The organism is Halovenus salina (assembly GCF_026410925.1).
GTDB lineage: Archaea > Halobacteriota > Halobacteria > Halobacteriales > Haloarculaceae > Halovenus > Halovenus salina.
The window spans coordinates 1-16,724 of the sequence record NZ_CP112973.1; the positions used below are offsets into that span (position 1 = coordinate 1).

Below are 16,724 nucleotides of genomic sequence, written 5' to 3' on the forward strand. Positions count from 1 at the left end.
TCTCGCTCGTGATCACGACGTTCGACCACTCATCAAGCACCGTGAGTTCTCGTCACTCCACAAGGCGTGGAACGCACGACTGGACACTGACCTCTACCATCAACGGAACATGAACGAGACAGTCAACGCGGCGATCAAACAGAAATTCGGTGCATTCGTACGGTCGCGTGTCTGGTGGAAGCAGTTCCGCGAACTCGTCATCAAATGCGTCGTTCACAACATCGAGCGGGAGATATTCTGATCTAACTGGAATTACACGTATCCTCGATTCTCACGGTTTGGACAAGACCCCGAGAAACTTTCTGTACCGTAGGAAAAGTTAGGGTATGACACTGGTCGTTCCATTCGATGGGTCTGACCTCGCTGAAGCAGCACTTGTCCGGGCAACTGAGTTCGGGAACGTATTTGACGAAGATGTGCTGGCTGTAAGTGTAATCCCAAAGGAAAATAAGGACTATGCCAGAGAACACGGCTGGATCGAGCAGGACGAAGAGTTTGATTTGGAATCTGTTGTATCAACATTACACGAGCAAGTGACCGACCTATGTCCAAGTGCCGATTTCCGACATAAAGTTGTAGATCGCTATGCACCATCTGGCTCTATAGCAAAACGTCTACGGAAAGTGGCACGGGAAGAGGACGCCTCAATGGTCTTCCTCGGTAGTGAGAATGCCGGCCATCTCGTTTCAGCGGTGGGTAGCGTAGGGTCAACTGTTGCGACAGATGAGGCCTACGATGTCGTCATCGTTCGAGACCGGAGCCCTGCTAAAATTGCCAAACTCAAAAATGCCTCGCCGTTCAAAAACCCGAAGTCGGATTTTTATTTTCTCGGGTGAATGCCGAATCTATCAGTACTGGAGGATTTCAACAAGGCCAAGCGCTTAGACGACATCGACTTCCGAGAAGGCATCGTCGACGATGTCTTCGCTTGGCGCGTTTAGGTAGGGTTCGATGGCCTGGAAGCTACTCCACCCGCCAACTTGCATCACAACGCGCGGGTTCATCGCTTCGTCGACGAGGAGGCGCTGGGCGAACCGTCGCCGGAGGTCGTGGGTACTGACCTTACGGAAGTCCTCGACACCGGTTTCTGCAACTGCACGCTCGGCGGTGCGCTTGACGACGGCGCGGACACCGGGCTGTTTCAAATCAATAAAGGGGTCTCTCGGTGAGATGTTCGCGCTGTTCTGAAAGCGCTGGAGATCGCGCTCGACGCTGTTCGGGAGGAAGGCATTCCGTGGTTTTCCACCGTTCCCGCTGGTGTCTTTCCCGGCCTCGATGCGCAGTCGGTACTGTCCGCCCTCGCTCTTGGTGATATCGCTGGGTGTGGGCTGTGGAATTTCAAACGCACGCAGGCCGACGTACGCGCCGAGTTGGATGATGATGTCATCGCGCTGGCTGCGGGTCGCCCGTCGGAGGTCCTCGATCTCTCTGTCGGTGAGCCATACTTTGTGTTCATCGCCGCTGGTCGATTCGATACGCATTACGATTAGTACAGTTTCCGACACTAAAGTATCTGCGGCTGGTACAATCGGGGGTATACACACCGGATTTCGAGTGAAACTCGGGGAATCTATTACGACTTATCAGAAAAACCGTGAATCTATGTCTTCTTCTTGTCCGAGTGAGAAAATGATACATCGCACTGCGAGTCTTGCACCGGAACTCGTTTCAGTTACACGAACTCAAATCGCTCGGTATCGTACAGAAGCACGGGTTGTTTGTGCAGCGAAACGCTCAAATGATCTAACTGAAAACGCTTGGGTATGGGGCCGGTTGCGTACCGAGACCAAATTTACGAAATATTTGCAGATCCGAACACAGAATTTGAGACTCAAATCAAGCAGGCCCTTGATCTCGGTACTGAATATCTCAACCTTTCAGTGGGCTTTTTTACGCGTATCACTGACGGCACGCAAAAATTCTTCACGCAACCGGAGACCATCCGCTTATCCAACCCGGGGAAAGCTGCCCGCTCGATGAAGCCTACTGTCGTCGAACCATCGCAATTGATAGCCAACTCGCCATTGAGGACGCACATGCGTCCACAGAGATTCCCGACACTGCTATTGAGACGTTCGGTTTGGGGGCGTACATCGGCGCGAAAGTCATCGTCGGTGGCGAAGTGTATGGGACGGCGTGCTTTGCTGATACAGAGCCACGCGAGGACCCCTTTGTTGACGCAGAACGGTTCTTCGTTGAACTGATCGCTAGACTCGGTGGGCAAGCCATCGAACGGCGGAGCTACGAACGAGAACTCGCACAGCACGAAGAGCGGTTGAACGAGCAAGAAGAAATATACCGAGCCGTCATTGAGGCCAATTTCGACTCCATCTTTCGGTTCGATACTGACGGAATGTTCACATATGCGTCCGAAAGCGTCCGCGATCTGTTGGGCTATTCACCAGCAGAACTTATTGGCCAACCGGTAACGATCACCCATCCGGATGCACAGACCAGCGAGCGGACGTTGAAACATCGCTCACAGATACTGAGCGGGGAGCCAGCCGAAGCCCAAGATTTGCCACTAAAAAAGAAATCAGGTGACATCATCTATACGGATATTCGCGGTGTCCCGATCTATGACGGGAGCGTGCCGGAGTCGGAACGCTCCGAGGACGACATCGTCGGGATACAGATATTGATCCGTGATGCAACAGAACGTCGCCAGCGGGAAGGGCTCATCAGCGTGATCAACCGAGTGCTTCGACACAACGTGCGAAACGAGATGTCTGTGATCCGGACTTGGGCAGAGGTGCTTGCCGAAGACATGGATGCGGAGCAGGCTACCAAAGCAACAGCGATCAGGGCAGCTGCGACGCGGTTGCTTGATCTGACCGAATCTGCGCAGCAAATCGAACAAAATCGTGAGATTTCGCCCGAGTTGGAGTTGACGGATATTATTCCGCTGGTCAATCGTATTGTCACTGAGTGTGAGACACGGTATCCAGACGTCTCATAGTGATTAGGCAAGTGATTTGCTTATCGAGATCTTAGAGCCTGTAATGGGTCGGCTTGACGATGTCACGCTCGAAGAACTCTACAAGCTCAAGGACCAGATCGACGAAGGAAAGCCGCGAGAACGTGTTCTCGCGGCGATCGGCCGCAAGCAAGGCGATCAAATAGACACGCTGGCTGAGCGCCACGGTGTTGTTACGCGAACGATTCAAAATTGGCTCAATCGGTTCAAGGAACAACCGATTGAGCAAGCTCCTTACGACGCTCCCCGACCAGGTGGTCCGGCTAAGATCGATGGAGCAGAGCGCGAGCAACTCTTCGAACAACTACAACAGCCACCGACTGAACTCGGCTACGACCAACAAGCTTGGTCAGCGAAACTTCTGCTTCACCACGTCAAAGAGGAGTATGGCGTCGAATACCACGAAACATACGCGTATGACTTATTGAGAGAGGCCGGGCTGTCCTGTCGGACAGCACGGCCTCGCCACCACGAGGCCGACCCCCAAGACAAAGCCGAGTTCGAAGACACAGTCGAAAAAAACGCCCCGAACTGAGCGAGAAAACTGTCGTTGTCGTCGATCAATTCACCAAACACGTTGGCACTGTCTTGCGGCGTGGCTGGTTCCCGATCGGCTCGAATCCAACTGTCGAGACTTCGACTTCGTGGGAGTCGGTGACAGTGCTGGGCGCTGTCACCGACGATGGCGACAGCTTCTATTGCTGGACGGACGAGAACCTGACCCGGTTCCACGGAATCCGACTGTTAGAAGCGCTACAAGAGCGCTTCGGTGACGAGTTGGTGGTGTTTCTTGACCGGGCAGGCTACTTCTGGGCACGGGATCTCTGGGAGCACGTCAGCGGCACCCGAGCGACCGAAACTGTCGGAGACAGTTCGGTCGCGTGCGTACGTGGTGACGATCTCGAGGTCTGGTACTTCCCGTCGAAGCTTCCCGAATTAAACGCCGTCGAAGGCTGCTGGGACCAGCTTCAGGAGTGGTTCAAGCATCGACTCGTTCCTGATCTCTCGACGCTGGAAGAGTATCTTCGACAAGGGCTGAGCACGATCAACGAACCAGATATTTGGCCATATCTCACCAGCAAATATTTGTCCTAGTCACTATCAATAACTGTTGACGCGCCGGATAAAGCGATCGCGGAAACGCTTCCACGCGTTGAAATAGCGCTATTTGAACTTGTGGACAACGCCGCAAAGCATGGGGGAACCCCTGCATCCGTCGGAATTGAGGTGGGTGTTTCGGACCTTTGGATCACCTGCCGAATATGCGATGACGGGCCGGGACTTCCAAATACAGAACGGGACGTCTTAGAAGCGGGCGAAGAGACACCGCTTGTCCATGGACAGGGGCTTGGACTGTGGGTGAGCTATTGGATTATCACGACGTTAGATGGAGAAATCGAAGTCACGGAAGCCGATCAAGGAACGACGATCGAAATTCGGTACTTCACGAACGAGTCGACACAGCGTGATCTGAACGCCACAAACGAATCACTTTCTGTATGATTTTGGGGGAGATTCTCGCAACCACTGTGAAAGAACGGACGGCAGAAACGAGCTACCACACCAAACGGACGAGAACAGGCAATTTTACGCCGGTGCTGCAGAGAGCTGTCGCTGACGGATCCTCGGACAGGCCGTGGGCTGACCGCGGTCAGCCCGCGGCTGCCACCGAGCCGTACGTCTCAGGAACACCCACACCGTTCGCCTCGACGTACCAGCGTCGCTCTAACTCGTCTTCGAGTTCGTTCCGAATCCAGTCACAGAACGTCTTGAACGTGAACTCCTCCGGGAGGTCGCGCCCGCCCCGCCGCGGGCGGGCGACGACCGCCCATCGGAGCACGAGCCACAGATTCTCCAGCAGTGCCGCGACGAGCATTATCGCAAATCGCACGACGGGATCACGCGTTGTCGTGATCCCTCGTGCTTGCCGAAGCAACCGGTAACTCGTCTCGATGCCTGAGCGTTTCCTGTAGAGGCGTTCGACTTTCTTCGGTGACTTTTCAGCAACGCCACAGGCGACGTAGCCCCGAACAACCTCTCCGTGTTTGCCACGGTCGCCATTCTGGTAGGAGACTGCGACCGCGAGCGGGATCTGAAGCTCCCGCTCGCTGTCCTTGTACATGCGATAGGTCGTCATGTACGACTTGTGTACGTCGAGTTTGTCCTTCATGCGCTCACCTTTCTTGGGAACGTGAACGACCGTTGCAGCGATCTCACGGGAACGGCGGATGACGCGTTCGTTGTAGAACCCGCTGTCGGCAAGCAGGAGGTCGATTTCGAAGGGATAGTTCTCGACGCGGGCGAGCACGCGCTCGACCGCGTCGGCCTCGTCTTCGTCGTTGCGGACGTACGTCATCGCCAGCGTCACTGGCTTTTCGTTGGAAACGATGTACGCCGTACAGTATCGGTGACACGTTGTGGTCCCATCTTTGGGGGACATTGAACAGAGTTCGCCTTCATCGGCGTAGTGATCGCCGTGGTAGGGGTTATCGATAAAGTCGATGGAGACGATTCTCGACCGGTCAGCGTCGAGAATCGTCATAGCTAGGCGAGCGAGTAGGAGGTTAGCGACGAATTCGAGCCACTGCCGATTGAGTGTATGTAGCCACGTCAAGACGGTGTCGTCGCATGGTGTTCCGTCGGTGTCCTTGCAGGTTTCCCAAATCGAGGTCTGATTGGTGCAGGCCAAAATGACGACGAGCCAGATATCGCCGGGGTCGAGGGGGCTCCCCTCGACACCCGGCAACGGGAGTGGAGTGATGACCTCTTCCGCTACGTCTTTTACCTCCGACGCCGAAAGATAACCGTCTGGATTGGGGAGCTTGAACACATCCTAATCCAGACACTTTCTCGTGGTCAAATCAACGATTCAATCTAACCGATTACGCTGTTCGTGAAGTACCGAAATTCGTCTCCCGACACCATCGGGGGAGTAGAGGAAACAAGAACAGAGTGGACGTGTTTCGGCTGGACGGGGAACTTACGGATTGCTCAGTACAGGTGTGTACTGAACATCACTGTTGCCGATTCACTGGTGTCGGATGACGTCCGAGGCGAGTTCAACGATAATCCACACTGGAAGGAGGTACATCAGCAAAATTGCGACGATTCCGATTGCATCTAATACTTGACTGTCGGAGGACCCGGACGCTGTCTGAATGAAAATCAGAACCACGAACCAGAGGGTGATGGTTTGGACCAATTCGGTTCTTTCCATTGCCACACGAAGGATGAAATTATGAGTCTAAGTACTTTCTGATCAGTAGACGATCTGTATTGATTTCGATCGGGATGCGTGCAGCAGACCAGTGATCAAACCAAATTGGTTTTTGAGACGGGAAACGATGTGCCAAGTATGCCCTCTGAGACGGTTTGTCCAGATTGTGGGGAGCCACTAGAGCAGATGGAGCTCCAAGGGACCGACGCCGTTGGTGAACTCTCTATTGTTTCACAGACGGAAGACGACGGATTTCTTAGTAGCATGCGAGCGGATGAAATCCTTACGCCGGTTCCATACGTGTGTCCCGAATGCCGACGAACCCTGATCTACGCCGAAGGGTAATCAATATCCCGGTCACCTGCACTGACCATCTCCGGCGTGCTGTTCGAGTTGTGTAAGAAGTCGTCATTCACTCAATAGCGCTGTGAAGTGACCGTCACCTCGGGATTAATGCAGCACCACGACGAGCCAAACCGTCGTCCGGTCCGTCGGTGGGTTCGACCGCGCCATTTCGTACTCGGTGACAAACGTGTCCTCGTGTGCTCAGTGATGAACCGCTGTACTACAACGTCAAGCGGGCCGTCAAACAGTGAATTCTACCGCTTTATGGCGATGTAACACAGCCTCTGACAGACACCGGGAGTGTGCTGTGGACTCGCTACATACCTGTGGCTAACGGCGAAAACAGGGCAACAGGGGAGGACCGGTCAGAACGCCAAAAGCGGGACAAGATCGGCCACGAGCTGCCCAACGGTGCCGATAAAGCGGTCGTCGATGTAGCCGTCGCGGTTGTGGTCTTCCGGAATCCAGATCTGACTGTCGTCGTTCCGGTCGCTCTCAGAACTGATGTCCGTTGAGTCGTTGTTCGGTGTCGGCTGGGTCGGTGACGTGGACTTGTCCGGCACCGGTTCGATGTGGATGGTACCGTTGCCGACGTCATCCCCGTTCGCAGGCGCGTCGTTGCACGGCGAGTCTGCCCCGACGAGGCAGATACCGGCATCGCTGCCGGATTCTGCATCGGAGTCGTCACCCTGGAAGCGCTCGTCGATCTCACCGTCGCCGTCCTGGTCTTCCGGAATACCCATCCGACCGTCGTCAGCATCGGTGTCGTCACCAATGTGCTCACTGTCGTTTGTATTAGTATCATTGGCGTCCTCGGGAGCGTCGTTGCACGGCGAATCCGCGCCGACAAGGCAGATGCCGACATCGCCGCCGTCGTCCGAGGCGTCGTTTGCTGTGATGTTCGTGCTCGCGTCGCCGGCGGCGGCGGTTGCGCCACCGGTAGCGACGAGCAACAGTGCGAAGACCGTCAGGAGCGGTATCAGTTTCCGTCGCATTGCATGTACACCTACAGACACCATATAAAAACCGGCAGCGTAAATTCAAACGTCGGTTTCAGTTGCTTCGGACGTTTTACTGAAATGGTACGCACGCGAACGGCATCAGAACGGTCCGGCAAACTGTGCCTGACGCGCGGGGTTACGTCTCCCGACCGGACGTGCCGAGGCCGGTGCTGAGAGAAACCGCGGCGGCATGCGCCGCTGCGTATTCCGGACGGCAGCGTACGTTGGACGGATATCGGCTGTAACGTGGACACGGGTTGATTGGCGTCGTCTACGCCAGCGCAATCCCGGCACCGACCGCGAGACTCGTCACCGCAAGGCCGACAAGCGCGACTGTTGTCCGGTCTTGGTATCCGTCGAGGTCGTCACCAGAGTCGAATCCACGGCCGGTCAGAACGCCGAGGCCGACAGCGACCGCGGAGAGACCACCGGTGAGCGCCAGTGTCGCCCAGGGTTCGAGTCCATGTTGTGCGACTTCTCGTGCAGCCGTCCCAGCGAGCAGCACGCCAGTTGCTATCGGGGCCGCGGCTGTCGCGTTGTTGGAGGGCATCAATCGAATTTCCAACACGATTCTCAAAAATGTGACGGTGCCGTTCCGAGGACAGGGCTCCGTACAGGATCCACACTCATCAGAAAACATTTCAGCTTCTGAGGAATAATTATGATGATGTCCTCCACCAGTGATATACCGCAATGGCGTGAGGTGATGATGCTTATTTTACTGAGTGTGGTCTTTGCGTCACTTCAGTGGAATGCGCTACAGGACCTCAGTTCCAACGGACCAACGGCAGTCAACACGTTCGTGGATGTTTCATTGTTAGTTCTCTTGGGTATCACTGTCATAGGCACGATATACGAAACCCTACAGATGAGAACAAATTGAGGACTTCGCAAATACAGTCGTACCAGCCAGTCCAGACAAACCCCCTCAAGTTAACGAGTCTGTCTTGCTGACTTCACCCTCTGGACTGACCGAGAACAGTTGATCGAATAACTCGGTACTAGCGCGTTCCACTCGGTAGACGGGGTGTCACCCAACAGCGGACACTCCGGAAACGTGGTGTGTGGTCCGCGTGGGGCATCGCAGCCTTATGTAACAAATCGTCCGGGTAGTGAGGATATCTGTTACATAAGAACTGTCTACTGTCGCAGGTTCTCGCGGAGTCACCTATCAGTCTTCCACTAGAACTGCAGTGCAAGATGGACAGCACGAGTCTTGCAGTCTGGCAGATAAAACGACAGTGTTTCTCTTCTGATTTGGACACTATCTTATGTCCGGTACTAGTATGGCCAGCCGATGGAACCGCTTGAAATCGGTTTGCGGATTCTTGGTGGTATCATCCTGATCGGGGTGAACGCCTATTTCGTTGCAGTCGAATTTGCGCTGACCCGTGTGAGACAGTTCCCGAAATCGGAGTTCAACACGCCCGGGCTTGAACTCGCGTGGGAGATGACCAACGATTTGGAGTTCTATCTGACGACGTGCCAAGTCTGGATTTCCGGAACGAGTATCGCGCTGGGTATTATTGCTGAACCCGGACTGGCAGCGCTCTTTGAACCGCTGTTTGCGAACACCACGCTTGCCTCAGTCGGCGCTGGCTCGCTCCTTGGATTCCTGATTATCAATTTAGTCCATCTCACACACGGCGAGCAAACGCCAACATATCTTGGCGTCGAACGTTCCAAACAAGTTGCCCGCTACGGCGCCCGACCGCTGTACTGGTTCGCCAAAATACTCGCTCCGGCTATCTGGGTTGGCGACTCGATTGCAAAGGCAACACTGGGACTGTTCGGCATCAAAATGACCCAATCATGGACAGAAACCAATGAGGAAATCATCGAGACTCGGGCAGAACTCCGAAACAAGCTTGGGTCGGTACTTGAAGAAGGCGAGTTGCCAGATGAACGCCGTGAGGAAATTATGAATGCCTTGACTATCGGCGAACAGTCGGTGAGAGAGGTTATGATTGCCCGTGAAGACATCGTGGCACTCTCAACCGAGGACGATCCCGAATCGAACTTTCAGAAGTTAGAAGAGCATCCCCACACGCGGTATCCACTGATTGGTGAGGATCTGACCGAGTTCCGCGGTGTCGTTTACAGTCCGGCCCTCTTTAATCACCGTGAGAAACTGTCCAGCGACAATGCTGCATTCACTGACCTCGCGGCACCGACAATGACACTCTCGACCGATACTGACGTGAGCGATGCGATCGATCAGTTCCAGACAGAGCGCCAAGAGCTTGCGCTTGTAATCGAAGACGGCGAGGTAGTTGGACTCGTAACGGTCACTGATCTTCTTGAGACAATTATTGGCGATATCGAAGATCCACTTGACCAAGACGACCCAGCTGTCCTCGATTAGACATACGTGAGTCGATTTGGGTGGGTGGCGACTCGCTCTGATTCTGTCGTTCATTGACATCCTCCCCGCCCTGAAGGGCGAGGTCTCCCAAGCGTTGGGATATTAGGGTTTGCAGTCTCCCTGTTCTCTCGGTGTGAACCGTCCGCTCTCACGGTTGAACAGGAAGACTCCAGGCTGTGCCAACCAGCCGTTACTCATATCCTCCGTCGGGAGACTCTGAGTTATCTTTCTGCGAATATTCACCGCACCGTTCACGCCCGCATTCATCGTCGTCTCGCACGACTCACAGACGTACAGACCGCGCTCCACGCGGTTGCTCTCTCGAATCTGCCCGCAACACGAACACGTCTATCGCTGCATCAGTGTTCACCAGCCTGCTGTTCACCGTTCTGGTGTAAAGAGATGTAGGCCATCACGTGAAAGCGGTGAGTCCCAACACTGACAACAGCGTCAGTTTTAGTATTGCAGTGCCAACGTCGAACTATGGCAGAGAACCCAGACACCGACGAGCCGACCACTGAGGTCGGTTTGCTCTCGTTAATACTGTTGGTCACGGCTGTGTTGGTCGTCGTACTCGGAGGTGTAGTCGGCTATATCGTAGCGACTACGTAACAGTTCCCCCCAGCCGTGCAGACCGTCGGGTCACATAACGAACCTGCTGTGACCAGTTGACCGTCGTATGTCACTCCGAGTCCGCGATGGTCATCACAGGAACGGGTGCGGAGCGAACCGTTTTTTCTGCCACGCTTCCGAGAAGAATGCGGTCAGTCCCGCGTTTTCCGGTCGTCCCCATCCCGACAGCGTCTATTTCGTGTGATTCGATACTCTCCAGTATTTCCTCGACGGGTGAGCCGTATTCGATGTGGCGGACAGTGTTCGCCACTCCGCAGGCGTTGGCCTGTGAGACGACAGTTTCGACAGCGTCGGTCGTGGCTTGTTCGCTCTCCGTCTCGGACGCCGTCGGACGGACATCCGCTTCACCGACGGTATCGTCTACGACAGACAGGACGTGTACAGTCGCATCTAGCGCCGCCGCGAGTTCGATCAGCGACTTCGCAGCGTGTGTCGCTGCGGTACTCCCGTCGGTCGGGATGAGGATGTTCTCGTAAGGGAACACCAGTTGTTCGTCGGGTTGCATGCGGACTGTGAGTACGGGAACCGACGAGAGACGGACGACCTTCTCAGAAACACTTCCGAGGAGATATCGTGAAACACCCTCACGGCCGTGGGTTGGCATCACAACGAGGTCTTGGTTGTATCGCTCGGCGTAGTCGACGATGGTCGGGGCTGGATTACCCTGGACGACGTCTGTCTTGTACCTGTTCCCGAGGGTGTCAAGTGTTTTTGCGGCCTCCTCAAGAATATCTTCGCCTTGTCGTTCGAGGACATCGACAGTCTGGCCTTCGACGACCGTGACACTGTCACGCGCGGTATCGGCAACGTAGATGACGTTGATGGTCGCACCGGCCCAGTGTGCGATCTCGCTGGCGTGGTAGAGTACCTCAGTTGCACCATCACTACCGTCGTACGGAAGCAGGATGTTCTCGTACATTTGTCTGTGTCCTGGTTCGTCATCTGTTCCCCTAATAGTTTGTACCGTCTCTCTATGAGACTCCCTTCCTGCTGTCGACGCCTCGCAGAGGCGACTCCAGCCGAGATACTGTGGTCAATCGGCGTCGTTCTCGTCCGGTATGTCTTCGTCGACTGCGCCGACAGTGTCGCGGTCGACTGTCACCCTGACTTTCTGGATACGGGTGTTTTCCACCTGTTCAGCTCGAAGCGTGACGTTCTCGTAGTCGAACTCCTCGTCCTGTTCAACGAGCCGGCCTGCAAGGTTGAACACAAAGCCTGCGATGCTCTCGAACTCCTCGCCTTCTGGGAGTACGATGTCGAGCGCTTCGTTGATTTCCTCGATGTTAACCTCGCCGTTCACAAGGATAGTATCGTCACCGGCGAATTGAATCGGCGTTTCCTCGTCACCCGCTAGTATCTCACCGACTATCTCTTCGGTCATGTCTTCCATCGTGATGAGACCCTCAGTGGCACCGAACTCGTCGACCACGATGACCATGTGCAGTCGATTCTCGCGCATCTCGGAGAAGAGTGTATCGACGTTCTTCGATTCGGGAACGTGAAGCGTCTGACTGGCCTCATTTTCGACCTTGCTGTCGGCGAATTCGTCGTAGTTCGACTCGGTCAAGTCACGGATGTCGAAGACACCGACGACGTTGTCGAGCGAGCCCTCATACACCGGGAGACGAGCATGTCCTGACCCGATGCACTTTCTGATTGCTTGCTCAACGGTCGCCTCGCTCGAAATAGCCGCCATGTCGAGTCGCGGGGTCATCACTTCCTTGGCACTGGCGTCGGTGAACCGCAGAGCACGCTGGAGGCGCTGGCGTTCCTCCTCGTCAAGGACGCCCTCGCGCCCGCCCGTCTGATAGTGATTAGGCAAGTGATTTGCTTATCGAGATCTTAGAGCCTGTAATGGGTCGGCTTGACGATGTCACGCTCGAAGAACTCTACAAGCTCAAGGACCAGATCGACGAAGGAAAGCCGCGAGAACGTGTTCTCGCGGCGATCGGCCGCAAGCAAGGCGATCAAATAGACACGCTGGCTGAGCGCCACGGTGTTGTTACGCGAACGATTCAAAATTGGCTCAATCGGTTCAAGGAACAACCGATTGAGCAAGCTCCTTACGACGCTCCCCGACCAGGTGGTCCGGCTAAGATCGATGGAGCAGAGCGCGAGCAACTCTTCGAACAACTACAACAGCCACCGACTGAACTCGGCTACGACCAACAAGCTTGGTCAGCGAAACTTCTGCTTCACCACGTCAAAGAGGAGTATGGCGTCGAATACCACGAAACATACGCGTATGACTTATTGAGAGAGGCCGGGCTGTCCTGTCGGACAGCACGGCCTCGCCACCACGAGGCCGACCCCCAAGACAAAGCCGAGTTCGAAGACACAGTCGAAAAAAACGCCCCGAACTGAGCGAGAAAACTGTCGTTGTCGTCGATCAATTCACCAAACACGTTGGCACTGTCTTGCGGCGTGGCTGGTTCCCGATCGGCTCGAATCCAACTGTCGAGACTTCGACTTCGTGGGAGTCGGTGACAGTGCTGGGCGCTGTCACCGACGATGGCGACAGCTTCTATTGCTGGACGGACGAGAACCTGACCCGGTTCCACGGAATCCGACTGTTAGAAGCGCTACAAGAGCGCTTCGGTGACGAGTTGGTGGTGTTTCTTGACCGGGCAGGCTACTTCTGGGCACGGGATCTCTGGGAGCACCTCAGCGGCACCCGAGCGACCGAAACTGTCGGAGACAGTTCGGTCGCGTGCGTACGTGGTGACGATCTCGAGGTCTGGTACTTCCCGTCGAAGCTTCCCGAATTAAACGCCGTCGAAGGCTGCTGGGACCAGCTTCAGGAGTGGTTCAAGCATCGACTCGTTCCTGATCTCTCGACGCTGGAAGAGTATCTTCGACAAGGGCTGAGCACGATCAACGAACCAGATATTTGGCCATATCTCACCAGCAAATATTTGTCCTAGTCACTATGAATCATATTCCGAATCTCATCCCGCGTGACGTACGTCGACTCCATGGACGGACTGCCGCCCGTAATTTGGTTCACGATGCGTGTCAGGTAGTAAAACACCGTTATGAGTGGCCACAGCACCTTCTCGACAGCGGTTAGTCCGAGGGCAACGCGCCGGGCATGCAGTTCGGTGTTCTCGACGGCGTACGATTTGGGTGCGCTCTCGCCAAATACTAGCACCATCGACGTAATACCGAGCGACGAGACGATGACTGCTGTGCCGGCGTCGAAGTAGAAGCCGACGATAGTTGTCGAGATAGAGGACATAGTGATGTTGACGATATTATTTCCGACAAGAATCGTCACGAGGAGGCGATGAGGGTCCTCTTTGAGAGACTTGACCGCTTTCGCGCCGGGCAGGTTTCGTTCGACCATCGCGTCAATCTGGTGGTTTGGGAGAGAGAACAACGCAATCTCCGACGAGGAAAAAAACCCCGACCCGACCAAGAGCAGCAAAATCAGGCTCATACCGATAGCGGTGACTGCTGTTTGACCCAGTTCGATGCCGGTGATCGGCACAGTGTACTGTAAAAGCCGACCCTCGGATAGTGCTGTGAGCAGGGAAGTCCACATACTACCGCCTACTAGGTGCGCCAAAAAATAACCCCTGGCTATCTTGATTCAGCCGACCAACTGAACGTGAAGCTCATCAACGGAGACAAACTCGTCGACACCCTCAACGGCTACTCGTCAGACCAGCTTCAGCACGTCGCACGCTATGCCGAGGAGTTGGCGGAGCACAAAGCTCGCGAGGCCCGGCTTGAGGAGAAATCGGAGGACAACGAAATCGACGACCGACCGGACGATCTTCCGGACGACGTCCCGTCAAAAGCCACGATCACAATCAAGGAGATCAACGACAACCGCTACTACTACTGGCAGTGGCGGGAAGGTGACAAGCTGAAGTCGAAATATAAGGGGCCGGTTAACCCAGACCAATAACTGTTGTTGGTGATACGATTTCTTTATTCGCAGTAATTCGATTGTTCGCTGGCATTGGGGCTGCAAACTGTCGCATCTAGACCTGTTCTCTCAATCAGCATTACTTGTCTGACTGATCTTCTTGTATCAGTGGCTCAGAGTTCGTGTATGGAGGATATCGTGGAATCGGCTCTTGAGAAATCCACGAGCCCGTGTTCAGAGGAGAGGGCGTGCCTGGTCAGCACAGATGCGTTTCTCCCCCCAGAATGTGCCGTTGTCGGGTGTGGGTCAGTAGGAATCGATTGGCTCCGTCACGCGGACGCAGCACACATCGACATCGCTCTCGGTGGCAAGCCCACACTCGAATCGATGGACGACCTACCCGATACTCAGATTCGGGTGTCAAAAGCTGCTCCTGATGACCGATCATCAAGAATTGAGTCCCATGATTTCGGTCAAGCACTGGACATCCCCTTTGACCAGCTAGATATCGTTGCTGTCGTACTCCGTCTCGACGAACCAGAACTCGCTTATCTGGCTGCTTCTGTCTGTCGCTCACTTGAGGACGACCAGACCGTGTTTGCAGTCCCAGCAATTCCAGAGAACGGTCTCTCCGAAGCATCTACTGTAGCGTTTACTGCTCTCGTCGATGCTGCAGGAACAACGGTTCCGTACGATCTTGGCCGGATTCGTGACAGCTTTGCAGATGCGTTCTCTGATGAATCCCAGCAGGAAGTTCTCGACACGACTGGCAGCGTGATGATCGACTGGGTGGAAGATGTCTTCGAGGCACTTCGTGATCCGCTGACGGTTCCCCTCAACTGTGCTGATGCGCATGCACTCCTGCAGGATGGTGGTGTCTCACTGCTGTACCGGGGTTGGGGGTGTCGTGATAATCTCCCCGACGTGTTGCTTCAGGATGCTGCGGCACATCGCGTGTGTGACGGTAATCGGTCGAGTGCCGACGGCGGGTTCGGCTTCCTCCGGTTCGGAGAGCCATTCACATTGAGGGAATTCGAGGCCGTCGAACAACATGCCGAGAGCGTGTTTCGTCCCGAAGGGGTGGATTCGGAGCAATGGCTCATGTCAGGGCAGTCGTCGCTGGCCCTGGGTGACAACTGTTGGCTCGCGTTCCTCCTCACTGGCATCGATGCGAAATCGCTTCCGTTCCTACAAGACCGATGCGCGAAGTGACCGAGCAACTGTACTACGGCGGCACAGAGTCCGCGGCTAACCACGACCAGTACCAGCGCCATGGCATCGAACACGTGATTCAATTAACCTACGAAGAGCCAACAGGCGGCTATCCGGACCATGTCGATGTCTACACGTTCTCGATGATGGACGGGCCACAGAACAACGAGGATGTATTTCGAGCGGCCGTCTCGAAAGCCGTGAGTTTGGTTGGCCAAGGCCACCGCGTGCTCGTACACTGCTCGGCAGGACAAAGTCGGTCTGTCTGCGTTACAGCTGCGACACTCAGCCGGGTCGAATCACTGTCGTTCGACGAGGCGTTCGAACGGCTTCGAGAAACTGGGCCAGTCAACACACACGAAACGCTGCGTGATCACGGTCGGAGCTGCTGTCGATGAGGTCGGAAGTCTGAAATATCGGCTGTTCGAGCCAATGATGACCGTCAACGACTTGATCGTGTACCTGCCCCCAACTGGCAGCAACGCTCACCCAATAGTGGCTCCAAGCATCTACGTCGCGTCGATAACGAAATCAAGCAGGAGTTTTGTCCCCCGCCCAGATGACCCGGCTTCTTCTGCGTACGGCCGGAGAATAATCTATTCTCTCGGACAAACAGTCCCATCATCTCGACGGACGCGGTCGAACGTCGTGAGATACGCGATCCGGTCGCGAACCTCGTCGGTGTCCAGCTCTAATTCGGCAGCTAACTCATCGACGGTCATCGGCTCATCGAGTGCCTGGAGGACTTCGAGCCCTCGGTAGTACCTATTCGTGAGCTCTTGGAGGCGGCCCTCGATCGACGTGGTCACCCCGTACCGTTCCTCAAGTTCGACCAAGGCTTCGTTCGCGAACGTTGCGAACTGATCGTCACCCAGGCGTTCGATCTGGGCTTCGAGTTCATTCCGGACGACATCGTAATCGAGGCCGGCCTGCACCAGCATATTCATGTCCTCGATGTCGTCGTCGCGCCCGGCGATCGCCTTGAACAGGAAGATATCCTCGTTGCTGACCAGCCGGACCATTAGTTGATCCGTGTCGGGGAACGGCTCGCTGCGCTCTTGCATCTCGTCGGTGAGAACGAGCTTGTTCGCAACCTGCTG

At 55.2% G+C, this 16,724-nt stretch carries 17 protein-coding genes and 4 pseudogenes; 12 read left to right on the plus strand and 9 right to left on the minus strand.

Annotated elements, in window-relative coordinates:
* Nucleotide 1 precedes the first annotated feature (1 nt).
* Together OSC37_RS16855 and OSC37_RS16860 are read left to right on the plus strand one after the other, a co-directional pair.
* Nucleotides 2–241: pseudogene (locus OSC37_RS16855) on the plus strand (IS5/IS1182 family transposase); the annotation flags it as partial.
* A gap of 85 nt (nucleotides 242–326) precedes the next feature.
* Nucleotides 327–836 (plus strand): universal stress protein, encoded by a 510-nt coding sequence (locus tag OSC37_RS16860; RefSeq protein ID WP_267164258.1) that lies wholly within the window; start codon nucleotides 327–329, stop codon nucleotides 834–836.
* Nucleotides 837–881: 45 nt separating this feature from the next.
* Here the strand turns inward: OSC37_RS16860 and OSC37_RS16865 are convergent, their stop codons facing one another.
* Entirely contained in the window at nucleotides 882–1,481 is a 600-nt protein-coding gene (locus OSC37_RS16865; RefSeq protein ID WP_267164259.1) for a site-specific integrase, read from the minus strand.
* 467 nt (nucleotides 1,482–1,948) lie between these two features.
* Between OSC37_RS16865 and OSC37_RS16870 the strand changes: the two genes are divergently transcribed.
* From OSC37_RS16870 to OSC37_RS19035, 4 genes are read left to right on the plus strand one after another with little or no spacing between them, the layout of a single operon-like run.
* On the plus strand, nucleotides 1,949–2,959 hold the full coding sequence (locus tag OSC37_RS16870) for a PAS domain S-box protein (protein ID WP_438267607.1): 1,011 nt from the start codon (nucleotides 1,949–1,951) through the stop codon (nucleotides 2,957–2,959).
* A 43-nt stretch (nucleotides 2,960–3,002) separates the two neighbouring features.
* Nucleotides 3,003–3,512, plus strand: coding sequence for an IS630 family transposase (locus OSC37_RS16875; protein WP_267162485.1), 510 nt, complete (start codon nucleotides 3,003–3,005; stop codon nucleotides 3,510–3,512).
* 53 nt (nucleotides 3,513–3,565) lie between these two features.
* Nucleotides 3,566–4,072, plus strand: a complete 507-nt coding sequence (locus OSC37_RS16880) for a transposase (RefSeq protein WP_267162486.1) — start codon at nucleotides 3,566–3,568, stop codon at nucleotides 4,070–4,072.
* A gap of 36 nt (nucleotides 4,073–4,108) precedes the next feature.
* Complete coding sequence (locus OSC37_RS19035) at nucleotides 4,109–4,480, plus strand: sensor histidine kinase (protein WP_382187561.1); 372 nt, start codon at nucleotides 4,109–4,111, stop codon at nucleotides 4,478–4,480.
* Between the two features lie 148 nt (nucleotides 4,481–4,628).
* Here the strand turns inward: OSC37_RS19035 and OSC37_RS16885 are convergent, their stop codons facing one another.
* The 3 genes from OSC37_RS16885 to OSC37_RS16895 all read right to left on the minus strand — a co-directional run bounded on the left by OSC37_RS16885 (nucleotide 4,629) and on the right by OSC37_RS16895 (nucleotide 8,090).
* Nucleotides 4,629–5,807: an ISH3 family transposase gene (locus OSC37_RS16885; protein ID WP_267161275.1), complete on the minus strand. Its 1,179-nt coding sequence runs from the start codon at nucleotides 5,805–5,807 to the stop codon at nucleotides 4,629–4,631.
* A gap of 1,097 nt (nucleotides 5,808–6,904) precedes the next feature.
* On the minus strand, nucleotides 6,905–7,534 hold the full coding sequence (locus OSC37_RS16890) for a hypothetical protein (RefSeq protein ID WP_267164261.1): 630 nt from the start codon (nucleotides 7,532–7,534) through the stop codon (nucleotides 6,905–6,907).
* Nucleotides 7,535–7,811: 277 nt separating this feature from the next.
* Nucleotides 7,812–8,090, minus strand: coding sequence for a hypothetical protein (locus tag OSC37_RS16895; protein ID WP_267164262.1), 279 nt, complete (start codon nucleotides 8,088–8,090; stop codon nucleotides 7,812–7,814).
* Nucleotides 8,091–8,837: 747 nt separating this feature from the next.
* On the opposite strand from OSC37_RS16895, the gene OSC37_RS16900 reads away from it, so the two are divergent.
* Nucleotides 8,838–9,905: a hemolysin family protein gene (locus OSC37_RS16900; protein ID WP_267164263.1), complete on the plus strand. Its 1,068-nt coding sequence runs from the start codon at nucleotides 8,838–8,840 to the stop codon at nucleotides 9,903–9,905.
* Between the two features lie 102 nt (nucleotides 9,906–10,007).
* Here the strand turns inward: OSC37_RS16900 and OSC37_RS16905 are convergent.
* The 3 genes and pseudogenes from OSC37_RS16905 to OSC37_RS16915 all read right to left on the minus strand — a co-directional run.
* Nucleotides 10,008–10,253 (minus strand): annotated as a pseudogene (locus tag OSC37_RS16905) (zinc ribbon domain-containing protein); the annotation flags it as partial.
* A 334-nt stretch (nucleotides 10,254–10,587) separates the two neighbouring features.
* Nucleotides 10,588–11,457 (minus strand): universal stress protein, encoded by an 870-nt coding sequence (locus OSC37_RS16910; protein ID WP_267164264.1) that lies wholly within the window; start codon nucleotides 11,455–11,457, stop codon nucleotides 10,588–10,590.
* Nucleotides 11,458–11,571: 114 nt separating this feature from the next.
* Nucleotides 11,572–12,345, minus strand: a pseudogene (locus tag OSC37_RS16915) (hemolysin family protein); the annotation flags it as partial.
* Between the two features lie 47 nt (nucleotides 12,346–12,392).
* Here OSC37_RS16915 and OSC37_RS16920 point away from each other — a divergent pair.
* Nucleotides 12,393–12,902, plus strand: a complete 510-nt coding sequence (locus OSC37_RS16920; RefSeq protein ID WP_267162485.1) for an IS630 family transposase — start codon at nucleotides 12,393–12,395, stop codon at nucleotides 12,900–12,902.
* Between the two features lie 53 nt (nucleotides 12,903–12,955).
* Complete coding sequence (locus tag OSC37_RS16925) at nucleotides 12,956–13,462, plus strand: transposase (protein WP_267164265.1); 507 nt, start codon at nucleotides 12,956–12,958, stop codon at nucleotides 13,460–13,462.
* Here the strand turns inward: OSC37_RS16925 and OSC37_RS16930 are convergent.
* Complete coding sequence (locus OSC37_RS16930; RefSeq protein ID WP_267164287.1) at nucleotides 13,459–14,082, minus strand: CNNM domain-containing protein; 624 nt, start codon at nucleotides 14,080–14,082, stop codon at nucleotides 13,459–13,461. The two genes, OSC37_RS16925 and OSC37_RS16930, sit on opposite strands and share 4 nt — an antisense overlap.
* Before the next feature lie 66 nt (nucleotides 14,083–14,148).
* Between OSC37_RS16930 and OSC37_RS16935 the strand changes: the two genes are divergently transcribed.
* The 3 genes from OSC37_RS16935 to OSC37_RS16945 all read left to right on the plus strand — a co-directional run bounded on the left by OSC37_RS16935 (nucleotide 14,149) and on the right by OSC37_RS16945 (nucleotide 16,022).
* Nucleotides 14,149–14,451: a DUF6788 family protein gene (locus OSC37_RS16935; protein WP_267164266.1), complete on the plus strand. Its 303-nt coding sequence runs from the start codon at nucleotides 14,149–14,151 to the stop codon at nucleotides 14,449–14,451.
* A 147-nt stretch (nucleotides 14,452–14,598) separates the two neighbouring features.
* Nucleotides 14,599–15,624 carry a hypothetical protein gene (locus OSC37_RS16940; RefSeq protein WP_267164267.1) on the plus strand — a complete coding sequence of 342 codons (1,026 nt, stop codon included), beginning with the start codon at nucleotides 14,599–14,601 and terminating at the stop codon, nucleotides 15,622–15,624.
* Nucleotides 15,612–16,022 (plus strand): dual specificity protein phosphatase family protein, encoded by a 411-nt coding sequence (locus OSC37_RS16945; protein ID WP_267164268.1) that lies wholly within the window; start codon nucleotides 15,612–15,614, stop codon nucleotides 16,020–16,022. Before OSC37_RS16940 ends, OSC37_RS16945 begins: the two co-directional genes overlap by 13 nt.
* A gap of 198 nt (nucleotides 16,023–16,220) precedes the next feature.
* On the opposite strand, the pseudogene OSC37_RS16950 reads toward OSC37_RS16945, so the two are convergent.
* Nucleotides 16,221–16,724: pseudogene (locus tag OSC37_RS16950) on the minus strand (hypothetical protein); the annotation flags it as partial.